Origin of the sequence: Rhodococcus sp. ARP2 (assembly GCF_001029585.1) — a bacterium.
GTDB lineage: Bacteria > Actinomycetota > Actinomycetes > Mycobacteriales > Mycobacteriaceae > Rhodococcus_F > Rhodococcus_F erythropolis.
In genome coordinates this window covers 15,036-31,196 of sequence record NZ_LEKE01000068.1, presented here as the reverse complement: position 1 = coordinate 31,196, position 16,161 = coordinate 15,036, and the positions used below count along the sequence as shown (strand labels likewise).

20 protein-coding genes are annotated in these 16,161 nt (G+C 63.4%); 9 read left to right on the top strand and 11 right to left on the bottom strand.

All coding sequences use genetic code 11. The features are described from left to right. Positions 1 to 6 precede the first annotated feature (6 nt). Positions 7 to 804: a ParA family protein gene (locus ABX74_RS19100; RefSeq protein ID WP_003940948.1), complete on the bottom strand. Its 798-nt coding sequence runs from the start codon at positions 802 to 804 to the stop codon at positions 7 to 9. Positions 805 to 875: 71 nt separating this feature from the next. Between ABX74_RS19100 and ABX74_RS19095 the strand changes: the two genes are divergently transcribed. Together ABX74_RS19095 and ABX74_RS19090 are read left to right on the top strand one after the other, a co-directional pair. Continuing rightward, complete coding sequence (locus ABX74_RS19095; RefSeq protein WP_019747801.1) at positions 876 to 1,499, top strand: acid phosphatase; 624 nt, start codon at positions 876 to 878, stop codon at positions 1,497 to 1,499. A 17-nt stretch (positions 1,500 to 1,516) separates the two neighbouring features. Then, a complete protein-coding gene (locus ABX74_RS19090; RefSeq protein ID WP_003940724.1) occupies positions 1,517 to 1,996 on the top strand; it encodes a GNAT family N-acetyltransferase in 480 nt (159 codons plus the stop codon). 26 nt (positions 1,997 to 2,022) lie between these two features. Here ABX74_RS19090 and ABX74_RS19085 read toward each other — a convergent pair whose 3' ends face one another. After that, a complete protein-coding gene (locus ABX74_RS19085) occupies positions 2,023 to 2,493 on the bottom strand; it encodes a membrane protein (protein WP_019747799.1) in 471 nt (156 codons plus the stop codon). A gap of 41 nt (positions 2,494 to 2,534) precedes the next feature. Between ABX74_RS19085 and ABX74_RS19080 the strand changes: the two genes are divergently transcribed. Together ABX74_RS19080 and ABX74_RS19075 are read left to right on the top strand one after the other, a co-directional pair. After that, the gene (locus ABX74_RS19080; protein ID WP_019747798.1) at positions 2,535 to 3,491 is read left to right on the top strand and encodes a diacylglycerol/lipid kinase family protein; all 957 of its coding nucleotides are present in this window, start codon (positions 2,535 to 2,537) and stop codon (positions 3,489 to 3,491) included. A gap of 255 nt (positions 3,492 to 3,746) precedes the next feature. After that, entirely contained in the window at positions 3,747 to 4,001 is a 255-nt protein-coding gene (locus ABX74_RS19075) for a WhiB family transcriptional regulator (protein WP_003940950.1), read from the top strand. Between the two features lie 119 nt (positions 4,002 to 4,120). Here ABX74_RS19075 and ABX74_RS19070 read toward each other — a convergent pair whose 3' ends face one another. Next, positions 4,121 to 5,623, bottom strand: a complete 1,503-nt coding sequence (locus ABX74_RS19070; RefSeq protein ID WP_019747797.1) for a sensor histidine kinase — start codon at positions 5,621 to 5,623, stop codon at positions 4,121 to 4,123. Positions 5,624 to 5,631: 8 nt separating this feature from the next. Next, positions 5,632 to 5,847 (bottom strand): biotin/lipoyl-binding carrier protein, encoded by a 216-nt coding sequence (locus ABX74_RS19065; RefSeq protein WP_007731208.1) that lies wholly within the window; start codon positions 5,845 to 5,847, stop codon positions 5,632 to 5,634. Positions 5,848 to 5,983: 136 nt separating this feature from the next. Here ABX74_RS19065 and ABX74_RS30920 point away from each other — a divergent pair, with 136 nt between their 5' ends. Then, positions 5,984 to 6,058, top strand: a complete 75-nt coding sequence (locus ABX74_RS30920) for a 50S ribosomal protein bL37 (RefSeq protein WP_022597109.1) — start codon at positions 5,984 to 5,986, stop codon at positions 6,056 to 6,058. A gap of 102 nt (positions 6,059 to 6,160) precedes the next feature. On the opposite strand, the gene rsrA is transcribed toward ABX74_RS30920, so the two are convergent. Continuing rightward, a complete protein-coding gene (gene rsrA / locus ABX74_RS19060; RefSeq protein ID WP_003940722.1) occupies positions 6,161 to 6,442 on the bottom strand; it encodes a mycothiol system anti-sigma-R factor in 282 nt (93 codons plus the stop codon). After that, on the bottom strand, positions 6,439 to 7,137 hold the full coding sequence (locus ABX74_RS19055) for a sigma-70 family RNA polymerase sigma factor (RefSeq protein ID WP_019747795.1): 699 nt from the start codon (positions 7,135 to 7,137) through the stop codon (positions 6,439 to 6,441). Before ABX74_RS19055 ends, rsrA begins: the two co-directional genes overlap by 4 nt. A 207-nt stretch (positions 7,138 to 7,344) precedes the next feature. On the opposite strand from ABX74_RS19055, the gene ybaK reads away from it, so the two are divergent. Together ybaK and ABX74_RS19045 are read left to right on the top strand one after the other, a co-directional pair. Further along, positions 7,345 to 7,839: a Cys-tRNA(Pro) deacylase gene (ybaK, locus tag ABX74_RS19050; RefSeq protein ID WP_019747794.1), complete on the top strand. Its 495-nt coding sequence runs from the start codon at positions 7,345 to 7,347 to the stop codon at positions 7,837 to 7,839. A gap of 24 nt (positions 7,840 to 7,863) precedes the next feature. Beyond that, positions 7,864 to 8,577, top strand: coding sequence for an SIMPL domain-containing protein (locus ABX74_RS19045; protein ID WP_021332569.1), 714 nt, complete (start codon positions 7,864 to 7,866; stop codon positions 8,575 to 8,577). 3 nt (positions 8,578 to 8,580) lie between these two features. On the opposite strand, the gene ABX74_RS19040 is transcribed toward ABX74_RS19045, so the two are convergent. Next, entirely contained in the window at positions 8,581 to 9,333 is a 753-nt protein-coding gene (locus tag ABX74_RS19040; protein ID WP_020969226.1) for an SOS response-associated peptidase, read from the bottom strand. A gap of 49 nt (positions 9,334 to 9,382) precedes the next feature. Here ABX74_RS19040 and aroA point away from each other — a divergent pair, with 49 nt between their 5' ends. After that, a complete protein-coding gene (gene aroA / locus ABX74_RS19035) occupies positions 9,383 to 10,696 on the top strand; it encodes a 3-phosphoshikimate 1-carboxyvinyltransferase (protein ID WP_047889470.1) in 1,314 nt (437 codons plus the stop codon). Continuing rightward, positions 10,645 to 11,682 carry a ribosome small subunit-dependent GTPase A gene (rsgA, locus tag ABX74_RS19030; RefSeq protein ID WP_007731200.1) on the top strand — a complete coding sequence of 346 codons (1,038 nt, stop codon included), beginning with the start codon at positions 10,645 to 10,647 and terminating at the stop codon, positions 11,680 to 11,682. The genes aroA and rsgA overlap by 52 nt, the downstream gene beginning before the upstream one ends. Positions 11,683 to 11,774: 92 nt before the next feature. Here rsgA and ABX74_RS19025 read toward each other — a convergent pair whose 3' ends face one another. The 4 genes from ABX74_RS19025 to ABX74_RS19010 form a co-directional block, all read right to left on the bottom strand. After that, positions 11,775 to 13,016: a fatty acid desaturase family protein gene (locus tag ABX74_RS19025; protein WP_047889469.1), complete on the bottom strand. Its 1,242-nt coding sequence runs from the start codon at positions 13,014 to 13,016 to the stop codon at positions 11,775 to 11,777. A gap of 138 nt (positions 13,017 to 13,154) precedes the next feature. Beyond that, a complete protein-coding gene (locus ABX74_RS19020) occupies positions 13,155 to 14,417 on the bottom strand; it encodes a fatty acid desaturase family protein (protein ID WP_020907111.1) in 1,263 nt (420 codons plus the stop codon). A gap of 24 nt (positions 14,418 to 14,441) precedes the next feature. Further along, entirely contained in the window at positions 14,442 to 15,560 is a 1,119-nt protein-coding gene (locus tag ABX74_RS19015; RefSeq protein ID WP_003940928.1) for a ferredoxin reductase, read from the bottom strand. A gap of 92 nt (positions 15,561 to 15,652) precedes the next feature. Beyond that, the gene (locus tag ABX74_RS19010; protein WP_020969223.1) at positions 15,653 to 16,153 is read right to left on the bottom strand and encodes a DUF6912 family protein; all 501 of its coding nucleotides are present in this window, start codon (positions 16,151 to 16,153) and stop codon (positions 15,653 to 15,655) included. Between the last annotated feature and the right edge of the window lie 8 nt (positions 16,154 to 16,161).

Genomic DNA, 16,161 nt, shown 5'->3' with positions numbered 1-16,161 from the left:
CCTTCCTCAGAGCGCCAGTTCCGGCGCGAAAGTCACGACTTCATTTCCAGCCCAATGCTTTACGAGATTGTCGGCGAGTTCTCGATAGGCATCCGCGCCCTTGTTCTTTCGCCCGGCAAGGACCGTCGCGCCGGAAGCAGAGGCCTCGGCGAACTTGACGGTGCGTGGAATCGGAGGCGCCAGAACGGCGAGGGAGTAGCGGTCACTGACGTCAGCGAGTACGTCGCGACTGTGCGTGGTTCGAGCGTCGTACAGAGTCGGAAGTGCGCCGAGCAGAACAAGATCCGGGTTGGTGATGGCTTGGACTTCACGAACCGTACGCAGCAACTGTCCGACGCCGCGGTGTGCGAGGGTTTCGCATTGCAGTGGAACCAGAACCGACTGCGCCGCAGTCAATCCGTTGAGTGTGAGCACACCCAACGACGGTGGGCAGTCGATGATGATGACGTCGTAAGAACCCAGGAGCGGAGACAGCGCCCGCTTGAGCGCGAACTCTCGACCGGGTCGCATCAGGAGCAGCGCTTCGGCGCCCGCGAGATCGATGGTGGCCGGCAGGAGATCCATACCGTCGTCCGTTTTCAGCACGGCGTCGACCGCGTCGAGATCACCCGCCAGGACCTCGTTGACCGAACGCTCGAGGCGATCCGGGTTGTGTCCGAGCGAGAACGTCAGGCAGCCCTGCGGGTCGAGATCCACCACCAGAACTCGTTGTCCGAGCGCGGACAAAGCCGCACCGAGAGAAGCGACGGTAGTGGTTTTAGCCACGCCGCCCTTTTGATTCGCCACTGCGAGAACCGTCGTCACACGTAGATCCTTGCGCACTTCGCGCCAGGAGGCGAGCTACACACGCGAGGCAGCCTGCAATGATGGTCGACATGACCTCCCAGTCCGCCCCCTCGTCGATCCCCCTCGGTGCTCGCGTCGTACTCATGCGCCACGGTGAAACCGAGTGGGCACGCACCGGGAAACACACGGGCCGGACCGAGGTTCCGCTGACTCCGCTCGGCGAGATGCAGGCAACCGCGACCGGAAATCGCTTGCGAACCCTCGACCTCCGGAACCCCATGATTCTGACGAGTCCGCGGCTGCGCGCACAGTTGACGGGTGATCTCGCCGGCCTGCCGGAAGAGCGAACCTGGGATGCACTTTCCGAATGGGACTACGGCGACTACGAAGGCCTCACGACGCCCGAGATCCGCGCAACGGTGCCCGATTGGACCGTCTGGACACACCCGTGCCCCGGCGGCGAGCAGACCGATCAGATCCATGCCCGCACCGACATGGTGCTGTCGATGGTGCGTTCGCAGCTACCCGAGCGGGACGTGATCCTGATCGGGCACGGCCACTTCTCACGCGCGCTCATCGCCCGCTGGCTCGAGCTCCCGGTCACCGAAGGAAAGCGTTTCGCGTTGTTCCCGGGCGCTTACACGGTTCTCGGTTACGAGCACGGCGCCAGCCACCTCGTCCATCACAACGTGCCGCCGCTCGTGGAGGCTTGAGGCTTAAGATTCTCCCCATGATCCGACGCGCCACGCCCGCAGACGTCCAGCCGATCACCGACATGATCTACGAGTTGGCGGACTACCAGAAGGCCCTCGACGAGTGCACCGTGAAGGCGGAACAGATCGGCGAGGCATTGTTCGGGCCGGCCGCGACGGCCTTCGCGCACGTCGCTGTGAATTCGGCTGACGACGTCGTCGGCATGGCGCTGTGGTTCCGCAATTTCTCCACGTGGGACGGCGCCCACGGCATCTACCTCGAAGACCTGTACGTCAAGCCCAGCCAGCGCGGATCAGGCCACGGAAAGGCTCTTCTGGCCGCGCTCGCCAAGGAGTGCACCGACAACGACTACACCCGGCTGTCCTGGTCGGTGCTCAACTGGAACACCCCCTCGATCAAGTTCTACGAGTCACTCGGTGCCGACGCGAAGACGGAGTGGACCACGTATCGCCTGACCGGCACCCACCTCGGGGCTCTTGCCGCCGAAGCTGAGTAGGACTGAAGCAGGGTAGGCGTTCCGCCCTACTTGTCCCGCGGCTCTTCGGTCTCGTCCGGGCGTCCCTCTTCCGGCGACACCTCGTCTGCGTACGCTCCGTACTCCGCTGCCATCCATCGAGACGTCGGAGCCGAGAACAGGCAGCCCAGAGCGCCGAGAACGACGACACCCAGAACGATGCCGAGCGGCACCTGATGCGAATCGGTCAGGAGCGACCAGGCGACCGGCAGGAGCAGCAACTGCGCGACGACGGCGATTGCCCGGCCCCACCGGCGGCCCGTCAGCAAAGCGATACCGGCAGCCAACACCGCGCCGCCGAGGATCGCGACCCAGGCGGCAAATCCGTATCCGTTGGTGACGCTCTGATCGTGACCGGTCGCGCCGCGAATCACTGCGACGATCGCGAACCCGGCGGCAACCAGCCCTTGCAGCGTCACGAGGGCACCTGCCCATGTGACTGTCTTGGGCAGGGCGTTCGGACTGGCGGTATTCGGCACGAGGCCAGCCTAGAACACGACACCGGATAGGCTCATGCCCCGTGCGCGCACTGCTGATCGTCAACCCCAATGCCACCTCCACCACCGCTGCCGGTCGTGACCTGTTGGCACACGCCCTCGAGAGTCGGGTGCGACTTACTGTGGCGCACACCACACATCGGGGACACGCTGCCGAACTGGCGCGCGAAGCCCACGAAGACGGCTTCGGCTCGGTGATCGTCCACGGCGGCGACGGAACGGTCAACGAAGTGGTCAACGGACTGCTCGGGTCACCGCATCCCGCGTCGATGAAATCGGTTCCGGTCGGTCCGATCCCGACGATCGCTGTCGTCCCGGGAGGCTCGGCAAACGTTTTCGCGCGCTCACTCGGTATTGCCGCCGACCCGATCGACGCCACAAACCAACTCGTCGATCTACTCTCGGAACGAACGAGACGCCGAATCGGGCTCGCACACTGCGACAACCGTTGGTTCACATTCAACGCCGGAATGGGCCTCGACGCCGATGTATGCGAAGCCGTCGACGCCAGCCGTAAGAACGGTGACGCCGCCACACCCGCCCGGTATGTCCGAACCGCGATCGCGGCGTTCTTCCGTGCCAAGCGAGCCGAGCCCGCCCTGACAGTCCACCTCCCCGATCAGGATCCCGTCTCCGGAGTCCACTACGCGTTCGTGTCGAACTCGAGCCCGTGGACATATCTGGAAGAGCGTCCCGTACACACCAATCCGGGAACGACCTTCGACAGTGGACTCGGCATCTTCGCCATGACGAGCACCAAAGTCCTACCGTCTCTGCGGGTTGTGCGACAGCTCCTCGCACGCGGCGCAGAACCGAAATCAAAGGTCCTTCTACGCACCGACGACGTCCCGACAATCACCATCGAATCGTCGCGACCGATCGGACTGCAGATGGACGGCGACTACATCGGACTTCGCGAAAAAGTCGAATTCACCTCGGTCCCGGATGCACTGGAAGTGTTCGCACCGATTCCGACGTGAGTCAGGCAACACGTTTGACCTGCAAAAACTCTGGTGCCGAATAGTCGAAATCGGGTAAAATGCCGGTGACGCCCAGGTGGCCGTCAGGTGTGTCACAAATTAGTGAGTTGGCCCACGAACCCGTTCAAACCTATTGACATACCGCGAGTTCGTGAAAGCATTCACAAGTAACAGTGCGGAAACATTGATGACGCACACACAAACTCATTGGTACCAAATGGTGTGAATACACACCCAATTAAGGAGCGAAAAAAGATGGACTGGCGCCACAACGCAATCTGTCGCGACGAGGATCCCGAACTGTTCTTCCCGGTGGGAAACAGTGGACCGGCCCTCGCTCAGATCGCTGATGCCAAGGTTGTCTGCAACCGCTGCCCCGTCACCGCCGAGTGCCTGTCCTGGGCTCTCGAGTCCGGTCAGGATGCAGGCGTCTGGGGCGGAATGAGCGAAGACGAGCGTCGCGCACTCAAGCGTCGTAACGCACGTACCCGTGCACGCACTTCCGTCTAGGTATAACCGAGACGTTCGACTCGCGGCGGAGAACAGCCCCTCCGCACAGTCGAAGACGACAGCCCGACACCACATGGTGTCGGGCTTTTTGTCTGCTCGAATCGCTAACGCTGCTCGAATCAGTAACGCGCAGTGCGTCTACCGAGCGGCACACGCAGAACCGCGTCGGTGCCGCCACCGCTTCCCGGGTGCAGTCCGAGCGAGCCACCGAGTTCGGCGCCCAGCAAAGTCCGCACGATCTGGAGTCCGAGCCGATCGGACTTCTCGAGGTCGAAGTTCTCCGGCAGGCCGCGCCCGTTGTCGTGGATGATCACGTCCAACCAGCGCGCAGAACGCTCGGCGCTGAGTGTGACCGTGCCGGTCACTCCCGGATCGAAAGCGTGCTCGATCGCGTTCTGCACCAACTCCGTCAGCACCATGACCAGCGGGGTGGCGCGCTCGGCGGAGAACACTCCGAAACTGCCCTCACGCCGAATCGCCACCGGCACACCCACTCCCGCGACATCTGAGAGCATGGGAACCAACCGGTCGATCACCTCGTCGAGATCCACCTCTTCGTCCACCGACATCGACAAGGTGTCGTGAACGAGGGCGATGGACGTCACGCGCCTCACCGACTCTGTCAACGCCTGTCGCGCTTCGTCGTTGCCGGTTCGCCTGGCCTGTAGACGCAGAAGCGCCGCGACGGTTTGCAGGTTGTTCTTCACTCGATGGTGAATCTCGCGGATGGTTGCGTCCTTGCTCAGGAGAGCGCGATCACGACGCTTGACCTCGGTGACGTCGCGGACGACGACCGCCGCACCGACATGCCGGCCGCCCGGCTTGAGAACCAGGGCTCGCAGCAGAACGGTCGCCCCGCGCGCCTCGATCTCCATACGGCGACCGGGCTTGTCCGCCAACGTATCTCGGATGTATCCCGCAGCTTCCTGAGACTCGAACGGGTCGGTGACCAACGAACGGGTCAACGCCGCGAGGTCTTGGCCCACCAGATCCGAACTCAGACCCATCCGGTGATAAGCCGAGAGCGCGTTCGGGCTGGCATAGACGACGGTGCCTTCGGTATCGAGACGGATGAAGCCGTCGCCCGCACGTGGGCTCGAGTTCGTGTCGGAGCGCGATTCTCGGATCGGGAAGGTTCCGTCGCTGATCATCTGACACAGGTCTTCGGCGCAATCGAGATACGCGAGCTCGAGCGGACTCTGCGCTCGCTGGTGCGACAGGTTGGTGTCGCGGCTCAGAACCGCGATGACTCGCCCGTCCAGACGCACCGGAACGGCTTCCCGACGCGGCGGCATTCCTTCACGCCACGTCTCGTCTTCCCCGCGCACGACGCGGCCCTCGACGAGAGCGCGAAGAACCTGCGGGTGCTCGGACTCGGAAACGACCGTTCCGACTGCGTCCTCCGGAAAAGCCGTCGATGCCGTTGTCGGCCGGCAATGCGCGACGCAGATGACCGTCCCCTCGGATCGGTTCTTCTCCGATTCGGTGCCCACCCACAGGAGAACGTCGGCAAAGGAGAGGTCGGCGAGCAGTTGCCACTCCCCCACGACGCGCTGGAGATGGTCGACCGCCGCACCGGGAAGATCGGTGTGTTCGGCGAGGAGGTCACTGAGAGTGGACATCGTCCGGCTTAGGAGATCACGGCGATCAGATCGCCTTGCTGAATCACGTCGCCGACCTTGACGCCCACCGTCGTCACCGTTCCCGGAACCTCGGCCAGGACGGGAATCTCCATCTTCATGGATTCGAGGATGACCAGGGTGTCGCCGTCCGCAACGACGTCTCCCTCGCTCACGACGACCTGGTAGACCGTCGAAACCATCTCGGCGCGCACGTCTTCTGCCATCGTGAACCTCACTTCTGTCGGAACTGCACTCTGACCACGAAAATACGTCGACGGATCACTCGATCGACCTGCCAATGGAACCACACCGGCATCGGCGTGAAACAATGACGCGAAAGAAACAGAAGGGAGACCAATCATGGGTAAGCGTGGTCGTAAGAAGCGCAGCCGTAAGGGCAACGCCGCTAACCATGGCAAGCGTCCAAACGCCTGACATGTAGCGCAACAAAACGTCCGAGGGGCGGGGAAGCATTGCTTCCCCGCCCCTCGGCGTTACTGCCTTCCGACTGCTGCCGCTCAGATCTTCGCTGACGGGCTAGCTGTCGGTTTCGGTAGTCGTTATGACGATGGTCCGACGCAACTCGACGGTGAGCCGCTGACGCAGGCTTTCCGGCGCGTGGTCTCCACCGCACTTACGGTTGATCAGGCTCTTGACCTTCTCCTCGATCCCGTAGGCCTCGAGGCACGATCCACAATCGTCGATATGACGCTGCAGGCGCGCACGACTCGAATCGTCGCATTCACCGTCGAGCATCAACCAGACGTCGGCGATGACTGCCGAGCAGTCGAGCCTTTCGAATTCGTCCTGCTCACTCATCGTGTGACACCTTCCGTCTCGGTGGCTGCGACTGTGGCTGTGTCGACCGCGCCGTCCCGATTGAATCCCCGGTCTTTTGCGACATCGGCCAAAAGACCACGCAATTGCTTGCGACCACGGTGCAGTCGCGACATCACCGTTCCGATGGGTGTGCCCATGATCTCCGCGATCTCCTTGTACGGGAATCCTTCGACATCGGCGTAGTACACGGCCATACGGAATTCCTCGGGAAGCGACTGCAGCGCCGCCTTGATGTCATCGTCAGGCAACGCGTCGAGCGCCTCCACCTCGGCCGATCGCAGCCCCGTCGAGGTGTGCTCGGCGGTGGCAGCCAACTGCCAGTCGGTGATCTCGTCCGTCGGATACTGCGCGGGTTGGCGCTGCTTCTTGCGGTACGAGTTGATGTAGGTGTTCGTGAGAATCCGGTACAGCCAGGCTTTCAGGTTGGTACCGGCACGGAACGAACGGAAAGCGGTGTACGCCTTGACGTACGTCTCCTGCACGAGATCCTCGGCATCAGCCGGATTCCGCGTCATGCGCAGGGCAGCGCCGTACAACTGGTCGAGCAGCGGGAGCGCGTCGCGCTCGAACCGGGCAATCAACTCATCCGCAGTTTCGGGCGTTTCGGACACAGCGCCGTCGATAGGTTCAGTTACCCCTGACGGTTCGTCCTTGGGCCGGTCGTGTTCCAGCACTCTGATCCCTTCACTAGCCGTAGGGATCAAGGTTACCGCCAACTGAAGATCCGACCCACGGGCCGGTGGTGGCTCACACACAGCCAGCACGGTCGCTCCTTCGCTTCTCGGGACAAGTTTCATCAACTGGTACCAACACGGGAGTCTGCGACTCTGTTCCCGGCCTGGTCGGATGCACCTGTCGGCTATCCACATAGGGTGCTCCTCATGGCCGGAACAGCGACCCCTGCGACCGTACTTCTCGACAAGTCGAAGACACCGCACCGCGTTCACAGCTACGACCACGATCCTCGCGCCGAATCGTTCGGCGACGAGGCGGTGACTGCACTGGCCGAGTTGGTAGGAGTCGAGGCCGCACAGATCTTCAAGACCTTGGTCGTCAAACTCGACACCGGCAAGCTCGCCGTCGCGGTCCTGCCGGTCCCGAACAAGCTCTCGCTCAAAGCCGCAGCCGCTGCCCTCGGTGCGAGCAAAGCCGTCATGGCCGATCGCGCCGAAGCCGAGCGCTCGAGCGGCTACGTCTTCGGCGGTATCTCACCGCTCGGCCAACGCAAGAAACTGCCGACCGTGATCGATGCGTCGGCGCTCGACTGGGACCGCATTCTCTGCAGCGCCGGACGGCGCGGGCTCGAGATCGAGCTGGCTCCGACGGACCTCGCGCAGTTGAGTGGCGCGGTCACGGCGCAAATCACGGCGGGCTGAGTATCCGGTCGCTACGGTCTCACCATGCGACCACACCTGAAAACTCTTGCACTGACCGCTGCAGCGGCAGCTCTCACCGTCTCGCTGACGGCCTGCGGGAGTTCGGACAATGCCGCCAAGGAAGTCACGGTAGTCGGATCAGGGCAGGTCCGCGGGGCGCCGGACATCCTCAATGCCGACATCGGCATCGAGGTGGTTGCCCCGGATGTATCGGGAGCGGTCTCGGAGGCGAATGACAAGGCCCGTCAGATGATCGACGCGATAGTCGCCGCCGGTGTGGCCCCCGAGGACGTGCAGACAAGCGATCTGTCCGTCCAGCCGCAGTACGACGCCAGCGGCGGACCGTTCGTCGGCGGCAACGTGACCGGCTACCGGGCAACCAACTCGGTACGAATCGTCGTGCGCGATCTCGACAAGGCCTCTTCTGTCCTGGACGCCGGCATCGCGGCGGGCGGAAACGCGGCACGGCTCGGCAACGTCGCCTTCGCCATCGACGACGACTCTCAGCTTCTGGCCGACGCTCGCACCCGGGCATTCGAGGACGCGAAGAACCGTGCCGAGCAGTACGCGGATCTGTCCGGTACGTCGCTCGAGAACGTCGTGACCATCACCGAGGCACACGACACGAGCGGCGGTCAGACCATGCGCGCTCCCGACGCCTCGATGTCCGACATGGTTCTCGCCCCGGGAACCCAGCAGGTCTCGTTCGAGGTGACCGTTACCTGGGCTCTCGGCTGACCACTAGAGCAGGCTGATCTGCTCGCCGGCACGGTCGACGTCCGGCTCGATCAACTCGTGCCCGTTGTTCTTGACACTGTTGACCAGCGGCCGGACTCGATCGACGTCGATCCGCTCGAAGAGGTCCGGCACCGGTTCGAGCAGAGCCGAATCGACGGTGTTGTCGGGATCGAGCCACGCCTCCCAGCGGTCACGAGGCAGGGCGAGGGGCATGCGGTCGTGAACCTGCTCGAGGTGACCGAGAGAGTCGACTGTGACGATCGAGCAGCTCAGGACGGGGCTCGCGTTCTCGACCCTCGGGTCCCGCCAGGCAGACCACACGCCCGCCATGAACAGCCGTGATCCGTCGTCGGGGTGCATGTAGTAAGGAATCTTCGCTGCCTTTTTCCCGCCGGTGGCCTCGGTCTGCCACTCGTACCACCCGTCCATGGGGACCAGGCAACGCTTGAACTTGAAGGCGGTCCGAAACGCCGGCTTCTCCGCCAGCGAGTCGGCGCGGGCGTTGAACAGGACCGGGCCTTTGCCCAGCTCCTTGGTCCACGACGGCACCAATCCCCACCGCATCCGCCGAATCCTCTTGGTCGGATCGCTGTCGGGGTTCTCCCGATCGTGGCGTTCGACGACGGTCAACACCTCGGTCGTGGGGGCCACGTTGTAGTCGGCTTCGACGGGCGCCGAGTGGTCCGTCTCGTCGAGCGCATCGAGTTCCACCGCCAGGGTGGCCGGGTCCGCTGTGGTCGCATACCTTCCGCACATGACACCCAGGGTGGCACGGTTTCGACCATTCCCCCACCGATGAGAGAAGATGGACCATGTGAGTCTGAGTCTGTGGAGCGCCCCGAGGGCCCAAGCACCCGTCGATGCAGTGGTGACGCTGCCCGGATCCAAGTCCATCACCAATCGAGCTCTGATTCTTGCCGCACTTGCGGATGGCCCGTCCACGATCACCGGTGCACTTCGCAGCCGTGACGCCGACCTGATGATCGCAGCTCTGCGTGACCTCGGCATCGGCGTCGAGGAAGCCGGCGATCCGACCACGCTTCGCATCACCCCTGGGCCCCTGCGCGGCGGCGAGGTCGACTGCGGCCTGGCCGGCACCGTGATGCGCTTCCTGCCACCGCTCGCCGCGATGGCCGACGGCAGCGTCCGCTTCGACGGCGACGAGCAAGCACGCACCCGCCCCCTCGGCACCATCTTGGAGGCACTGCGCGGTCTCGGCGCTCGGATCGAAGGTGACGCACTCCCGTTCACCGTCACCGGAACCGGATCCCTACGCGGAGGAACGGTCACCATCGACGCATCCGGCTCGTCGCAGTTCGTCTCCGGTCTCCTGCTCTCGGCTGCTGCCTTCGAAGAGGGTGTCACCGTTCACCACGACGGCAAGCCCGTCCCGTCCATGCCACACATCGACATGACCGTCGAGATGCTCCGCCAATCCGGAGTTTCCGTGACGACACCAGCCACGGGCGGAGACGCAGACACGTGGCGAGTGGCACCGGGGCCGGTGCGCGCCGTGGACTGGGCGATCGAACCCGATCTCTCCAACGCCACACCGTTCCTGGCCGCAGCCGCTGTTACCGGCGGAACCGTCAGCATCCCGATGTGGCCGTCGTCGACGACGCAGCCCGGCGACGCGATCCGCGGGATCCTCGCCTCGATGGGCGCCGACGTCACTCTTGCCGACGGCGTGCTGACCGTTCGCGGCCCGGAGAAACTGCGTGGCATCGACATCGACCTCCACGACGTGGGAGAGCTGACCCCCACCGTCGCGGCCCTGGCCGCTCTCGCCGAGGGCACCTCGCATCTACGAGGTATTGCACACCTGCGCGGGCACGAGACCGACCGTCTGGCCGCCCTCGCCGACGAGATCAACAAGCTCGGCGGTTCCGTCACCGAAACCGACGACGGCCTGACGATCGTTCCCGCGGAACTCCATGGCGGACAATGGCTCTCGTATGCCGACCACCGCATGGCAACAGCCGGCGCCATCATCGGCCTGGTCGTCGACGGCGTCGACGTCGACGATGTCGGAACCACAGCCAAGACACTGCCCGGCTTCGAGAACATGTGGATCGACATGCTCGAGAGTTCGCCGGCGACACCGAAGGCAAGCTTCTGAGTCCGCGGCAGTACGACGAGTCCGACGTCCGGGTACGTCCCGGCCGCGGATCCCGCCCCCGTACGAAGACTCGGCCCGAACATCTCTCGGCCGAATCGGGGATGGTGGTGTCGAAGGATCGTGGCCGTTGGGGTTGCGTCCTCGGCGGCGACCCCGACCGACTGATCGTCACGATGCGTGCCCGCGAACTTGGCCGAACCCCCATCGTCGTCGGCGATCAGGTGGACATCGTCGGCGATCTGTCCGGCAAAACCGATACCCTCGCCCGTATTGTCCGGGTCTCCGAGCGTTCTACGGTTCTGCGACGGACGGCCGACGACACTGATCCCTTCGAACGCATCGTCGTCGCGAACGCGGAGCAGTTGCTCATCGTCGTGGCACTCGCCGATCCCCCACCGCGCACCGGTTTTGTCGAGCGCGCACTGGTCGCCGCCTACGTGGGTGGCCTGACACCGATCGTCTGCCTGACCAAGAGCGACCTCGAACCACCCGAGGAATTCGCGAGCACTTTCGCCGACCTCGACATCCAAGTGGTCGTCGCCGGTCGCGACGATCCCCTGGACGAACTGACGCAGATCCTCGAGCACAAGTTGACCGCCCTGATCGGACATTCCGGTGTCGGAAAATCGACATTGGTCAATCGCCTTGTCCCCGATGCCAATCGAGCGGTCGGCATCGTATCCGGCGTCGGCAAGGGCCGGCACACATCGACGCAATCGGTGGCACTCCCCCTCGCCGGTGGCGGCTGGGTGATCGACACCCCGGGCATCCGTTCGTTCGGTCTCGCGCACATCTCGCCCGAGAACGTGGTGGCTGCATTCTCGGATCTCGCTGCGGCGATCGAGGATTGCCCGCGCGGATGCACGCACCTCGGGCCGCCGGCAGACCCCGAATGCAAGCTCGACCTGCTGGAGGGCAAATCCGCTCGACGCGTCGTCGCTGTGCGACAACTGCTGGAAGCGATCAAGTCCAACGATCAGTACTGAGCGACACCCCTTAGCGAGAACAGCAAAGCGGCCCGGCACCATGTCGAATGGTGTCGGGCCGCTTGTTGCGTATGGTCAGCGCAGGCGGGAAATCAGCGCAGGCCGAGAAGGCTGCGCAGCTTTCCACTCTTGCGCTTACGTGCGATGGCGCTCTTGAGACCGTTACGACGCCCGGTCACGGGATCGACAGTCGACGTCAGTTCGCCCTCGAACATCCGCTCCGACGCCGTCTCGGGCGCATTGTCGACGGTGTCCTTGAGGTACTTGTTGGGCAGCGACAGCTTGGCGATGGTGCGCCAGGACTTGGCGTACTGCACGGCAAGTGGGCCCGTCGTGTACGGCAGGTCGTACTTGTCCGCGAGCTGACGCACCGTGACCGCGATGTCCTTGTAGCGGTTGCTGGGCAGATCGGGGAACAAGTGATGCTCGATCTGGTAGCTCAGGTTGCCCGTCATGAAGTCCATGAGCGCGCTGCCCTCGATGTTGGCGCTACCGAGCATCTGACGCAGGTACCACTGGGCCTGCGTTTCCTTGTCGATGTCTTCCTTGGTGAACTTCTCGGCACCGTCCGGGAAGTGACCGCAGAAGATGACCGCGTTGGTCCACACGTTCCGCAGGGTGTTGGCGGTGAAGTTGGCCGACAACGTGCTCTTCCACGCCGGGCCGGTGATGGCCGGGTAGATGACGTAGTCGCGCAGGACCTGCTTGCCGATCTTCTCGCCGACCTCGCGGAGCTTGCGCTGGGTCTCTTCCTTGTCGGCGCGGCCCTTGGCCACCTTGCCGAGCTCGAGGTGCTGTGCGGCGATGCCGTACTCGAAGAACAGCGCAAGCAGCGTGTTGTAGACCAGATTGCCGGCGTTGAAGGGCTTCCATCGCTGATCGCGGGTGACGCGCAGGAGTCCGTATCCGACGTCGTCGTCCATTCCGAGGACGTTGGTGTACTTGTGATGCAGGTAGTTGTGGGTCTGCTTCCAGTGCGCAGACGGACCGGTGACGTCCCACTCCCACGAGGTGGAGTGGATCTCCGGGTCGTTCATCCAGTCCCACTGACCGTGCATCACGTTGTGCCCGAGTTCCATGTTCTCGATGATCTTCGAGAGCGTCAGCAGGCCAACTCCGGCGAGCCACGCCGGACGGCGACGGCTGGCGAAAAGCACTGCGCGGCCGCCGATTTCGAGTGAACGCTGCAGGCGAATGACGTTGCGCACGTAGCGCGCGTCCTTCTCGCCGCGCGACTCCTCGATGTCGCGACGAATCGCGTCGAGTTCGCGGCCGAGCGCCTCGATGTCGGCGTCCGTGAGATGTGCATATTCCTTGACATCTGCAATCGCCATGGAAAGCCTCCTAGCAGTGAGTTAGGCGCAAAGTAGTAAGTGCAGAACGATCATGACTTCGAATCGTTCAGATCAACTGCACCTACTGTAGCGTAACTTACGACACCGTAGGTTAGGTTTTTCCCGATGTAACCTATATCACTTCCGGCGCTTCGGCATGCGAGAACGCGCCTGCGACTTGAGTGCGGTCAACAATCCGAGGCGCTTGCCGGTGACCGGATCGGTACGCAGGTCCTCGACCATCGCCATGGCTGCGTCCCGGAACCCTGAGTCACGGAACCGTAGTTCCGAGGACGTTTCCGGAGCATTGTCCGAGGTCGCAGTCAGCCACTTGTCCGGCAAGGCCAGCTTGTGGATCGTGCGCAGCGCCAGGAGATACTGCTTGAAGAGCGAACCGGTGGTGTACGGGAGATCGAACTTCTCGCACAATGCACGCATCTTCACGGCAATTTCGGGGTAGCGGTTGCTCGGCAGATCAGGGAAGACGTGGTGCTCGATCTGGTAGCTCAAGTTGCCGCTCATGAGTCCCATGAGCTTGCCCGAATTGAAGTTCGCGCTACCGAGCATCTGGCGCAGGTACCACTCGTGACGAGTCTCCTGCTCGAATTCGGCAACGGTGAACTTCTCGGCGCCGTCCGGGAAGTGACCACAGAAGATGACGACGTACGCCCACAGGTTGCGCACGAGATTCGCGGTGGCATTGGCCGTCATGGTCGACTTCCACGCCGGCCCCGTCAGCGCGGGGAACAAGATGAAGTCCTTGCCCACCTGACGAAAGATCTTGCGCGCGAAGTCTTTGTTCGCCTGCGAGTTCAGTTGCCCCTTTTCCGCGCCCTCCAACTCGGCTGCCGCCGTGAGGTCGTGCAGCGCGATGCCCCACTCGAACGTGGCCGCCAAGATCACGTTGGCGATCGGCTGGAAGAGGTTGATCGGCTTCCACGGCTCGTCCCGCGTCATACGCAGGATCCCGAAACCGAGGTCCTCGTCCATCCCGACGACGTTGGTGTACGTGTGGTGCTGGTAGTTGTGCGCACGCTTCCAGTGCTCGGAAGGACCGGTCTGATCCCACTCCCACGAGACGGAGTGAATCTCGGGATCGTTCATCCAGTCCCATTGCCCGTGCATGACGTTATGCCCGAGCTCCATGTTCTCGATGATCTTCGACAGGCTCAGCAGGGTCGTGCCGACCAGCCATGCCGGTCGGTACCGACTGCCGAACAGCGCGATACGCCCACCGAGCTCCAACGCCCGCTGGACGCGAATGACGCGACGAATGTAGCGGGCGTCCCGGATTCCACGAGAGTCTTCGATGTCGAGTCGAATCTGATCGAGTTCACGTCCGAGAGCTTCGACATCGGCCTCGGTGAGGTGCGAAAACTCTTTGATATCGGTGATGGCCACCGTGGTCCTCCGTGTGCCTAGAAGCTATGCGTCCAGCGTACAGTCGCCGGCGGCAGCGGAGATGCACGTCTGAATGCGCTCGCCCTCCGCGTGCTGTTTTCCCGAGCGTAGGTCGATTGCGTGGCCGGCGACGAGAGGCACGACACACGTCTGGCAGATGCCCATGCGGCAACCGAAGGGCATCAAGGCGCCGGACTGCTCGCCGGCTTCCAGAAGCGTCGTCGCGCCGTCGACGGTGATCGTCTTACCCGACTTCTCGAACGTGACCGTGCCGCCGTCCGCCGAGGCGTCGATGCGCGAAACCGCGAATCGCTCCATGTGGAGTCGATCCTCGATGCCTTCCGCCTTCCAGACGTCTTCGAGCTCGTCGAGCAACGGAAGGGGTCCGCACGCCCAGGTGTGGCGCTCACGCCAGTCGGGGCAGACCGTGTCGAGGGAACTGAGTTTGAATTTTCCGTCGCGGCGCGTGAGCTGAACGTGACTCACGAAGTCCTCGTGCTCGGCGTGCAGTGCCGTGAGTTCGTCGGCGAACATCACGTCGGATTCCGTCGGAGCCGAGTGGATGTGCATGACGTCGGGCAATTGACCGCGCCGGTTCATCGTCCGCAGCATGCCCATGACCGGAGTGATGCCACTGCCGGCGGTGATGAACAGGATCTTCTCCGGCGGCGGATCCGGCAACGCGAAGTTACCCGAAGGCGTGGCCAGTCGAACGATGGTTCCCGACGGCACGGCCCCGCTGACGAGGTGGCTCGAGAGAAAGCCCTCTGGCATGGCCTTGACCGCGATGGAAATGCGCTTGTTCTCCCAGTTGGGAGGCGAAGTAAGTGAGTACGACCGCCAATGCCAGCGTCCGTCGATATGCAGACCGATGCCGATGTACTGCCCCGGCTGGTAATTGAAGTCGAATCCCCACCCCGGCTTGATGACGATGGTCGCCGAATCCGTGGTCTCAGGCCGGACTTCGACGATCTGACCACGCAGCTCGCGGGCGGACCACAACGGATTTGCGAGGTGCAGGTAGTCGTCGGGAAGCAATGGTGTGGTCAGCCGAGCCGCCGCACCACGAAGCAGATTGAGCTTCGACCGCGCTGCCGGAACTACCGACGCTGCCGGTGCCTCGATCCAGTCCTTCAGACCCATCAGACCTCCACCTCTCACCTTCCGAACCCACTGCCTACGGTACCGTAGGTTATCAGGTTACGGTACCGTAGGTTACTTCACGGTAAGCACATTCACAGCAGGTCGAGCAAGAACGGCAACTCCTGCGCGGCGTACCACGCCAACTCGTGGTCCTCCGCGTCGCCGAGCGTGAACTCGGCATCGGCGTCACCGAGATCCGCCGCGTCGACTATGCCAGCAGCGCGCTCGATGTCCGATTCTGCCTGTTCGAGGTCGACATGCACAGATGCAACCTGAGCCATCGTCACAGGACCCGCCAATCGAACTACAGAATCGTCGAGATCGGGCCGCAACTTCACATCGGCATCGTCGACGTCGGCGGCAACGACAGCACGCCGGAAGGTGACATCACCCTCGGTTCCGGCGATCAGCCGCAGCGACGCACGCGCAGCCTCACCCATGGCGACCTCGGCCAACTCGTCGTCATCGCCCGCCGCGTACGACTCACGCAGAGTCGGGGTGACCGCAAAAGCCGTCCGGCTCATCGGGTCGAACTCCTGATCTGCGACCAACTTCTGCAAAATCTCGACCGTCGCCGGTACGTACACCCTCATGAGACCAC

What these genes read in the sequence shown, in the direction of transcription:
- ABX74_RS19095 (WP_019747801.1), top strand. Translation starts at nt 876, where the DNA reads ATGACCTCCCAGTCCGCCCCCTCGTCGATCCCCCTCGGTGCTCGCGTC.
- ABX74_RS19090 (WP_003940724.1), top strand. Translation starts at nt 1,517, where the DNA reads ATGATCCGACGCGCCACGCCCGCAGACGTCCAGCCGATCACCGACATG.
- ABX74_RS19075 (WP_003940950.1), top strand. Translation starts at nt 3,747, where the DNA reads ATGGACTGGCGCCACAACGCAATCTGTCGCGACGAGGATCCCGAACTG.
- ABX74_RS19070 (WP_019747797.1), bottom strand. Translation starts at nt 5,623, where the DNA reads ATGTCCACTCTCAGTGACCTCCTCGCCGAACACACCGATCTTCCCGGT.
- ABX74_RS19065 (WP_007731208.1), bottom strand. Translation starts at nt 5,847, where the DNA reads ATGGCAGAAGACGTGCGCGCCGAGATGGTTTCGACGGTCTACCAGGTC.
- rsrA (WP_003940722.1), bottom strand. Translation starts at nt 6,442, where the DNA reads ATGAGTGAGCAGGACGAATTCGAAAGGCTCGACTGCTCGGCAGTCATC.
- ybaK (WP_019747794.1), top strand. Translation starts at nt 7,345, where the DNA reads ATGGCCGGAACAGCGACCCCTGCGACCGTACTTCTCGACAAGTCGAAG.
- ABX74_RS19045 (WP_021332569.1), top strand. Translation starts at nt 7,864, where the DNA reads ATGCGACCACACCTGAAAACTCTTGCACTGACCGCTGCAGCGGCAGCT.
- ABX74_RS19040 (WP_020969226.1), bottom strand. Translation starts at nt 9,333, where the DNA reads ATGTGCGGAAGGTATGCGACCACAGCGGACCCGGCCACCCTGGCGGTG.
- aroA (WP_047889470.1), top strand. Translation starts at nt 9,383, where the DNA reads ATGGACCATGTGAGTCTGAGTCTGTGGAGCGCCCCGAGGGCCCAAGCA.
- ABX74_RS19025 (WP_047889469.1), bottom strand. Translation starts at nt 13,016, where the DNA reads ATGGCGATTGCAGATGTCAAGGAATATGCACATCTCACGGACGCCGAC.
- ABX74_RS19015 (WP_003940928.1), bottom strand. Translation starts at nt 15,560, where the DNA reads ATGGGTCTGAAGGACTGGATCGAGGCACCGGCAGCGTCGGTAGTTCCG.
- ABX74_RS19010 (WP_020969223.1), bottom strand. Translation starts at nt 16,153, where the DNA reads ATGAGGGTGTACGTACCGGCGACGGTCGAGATTTTGCAGAAGTTGGTC.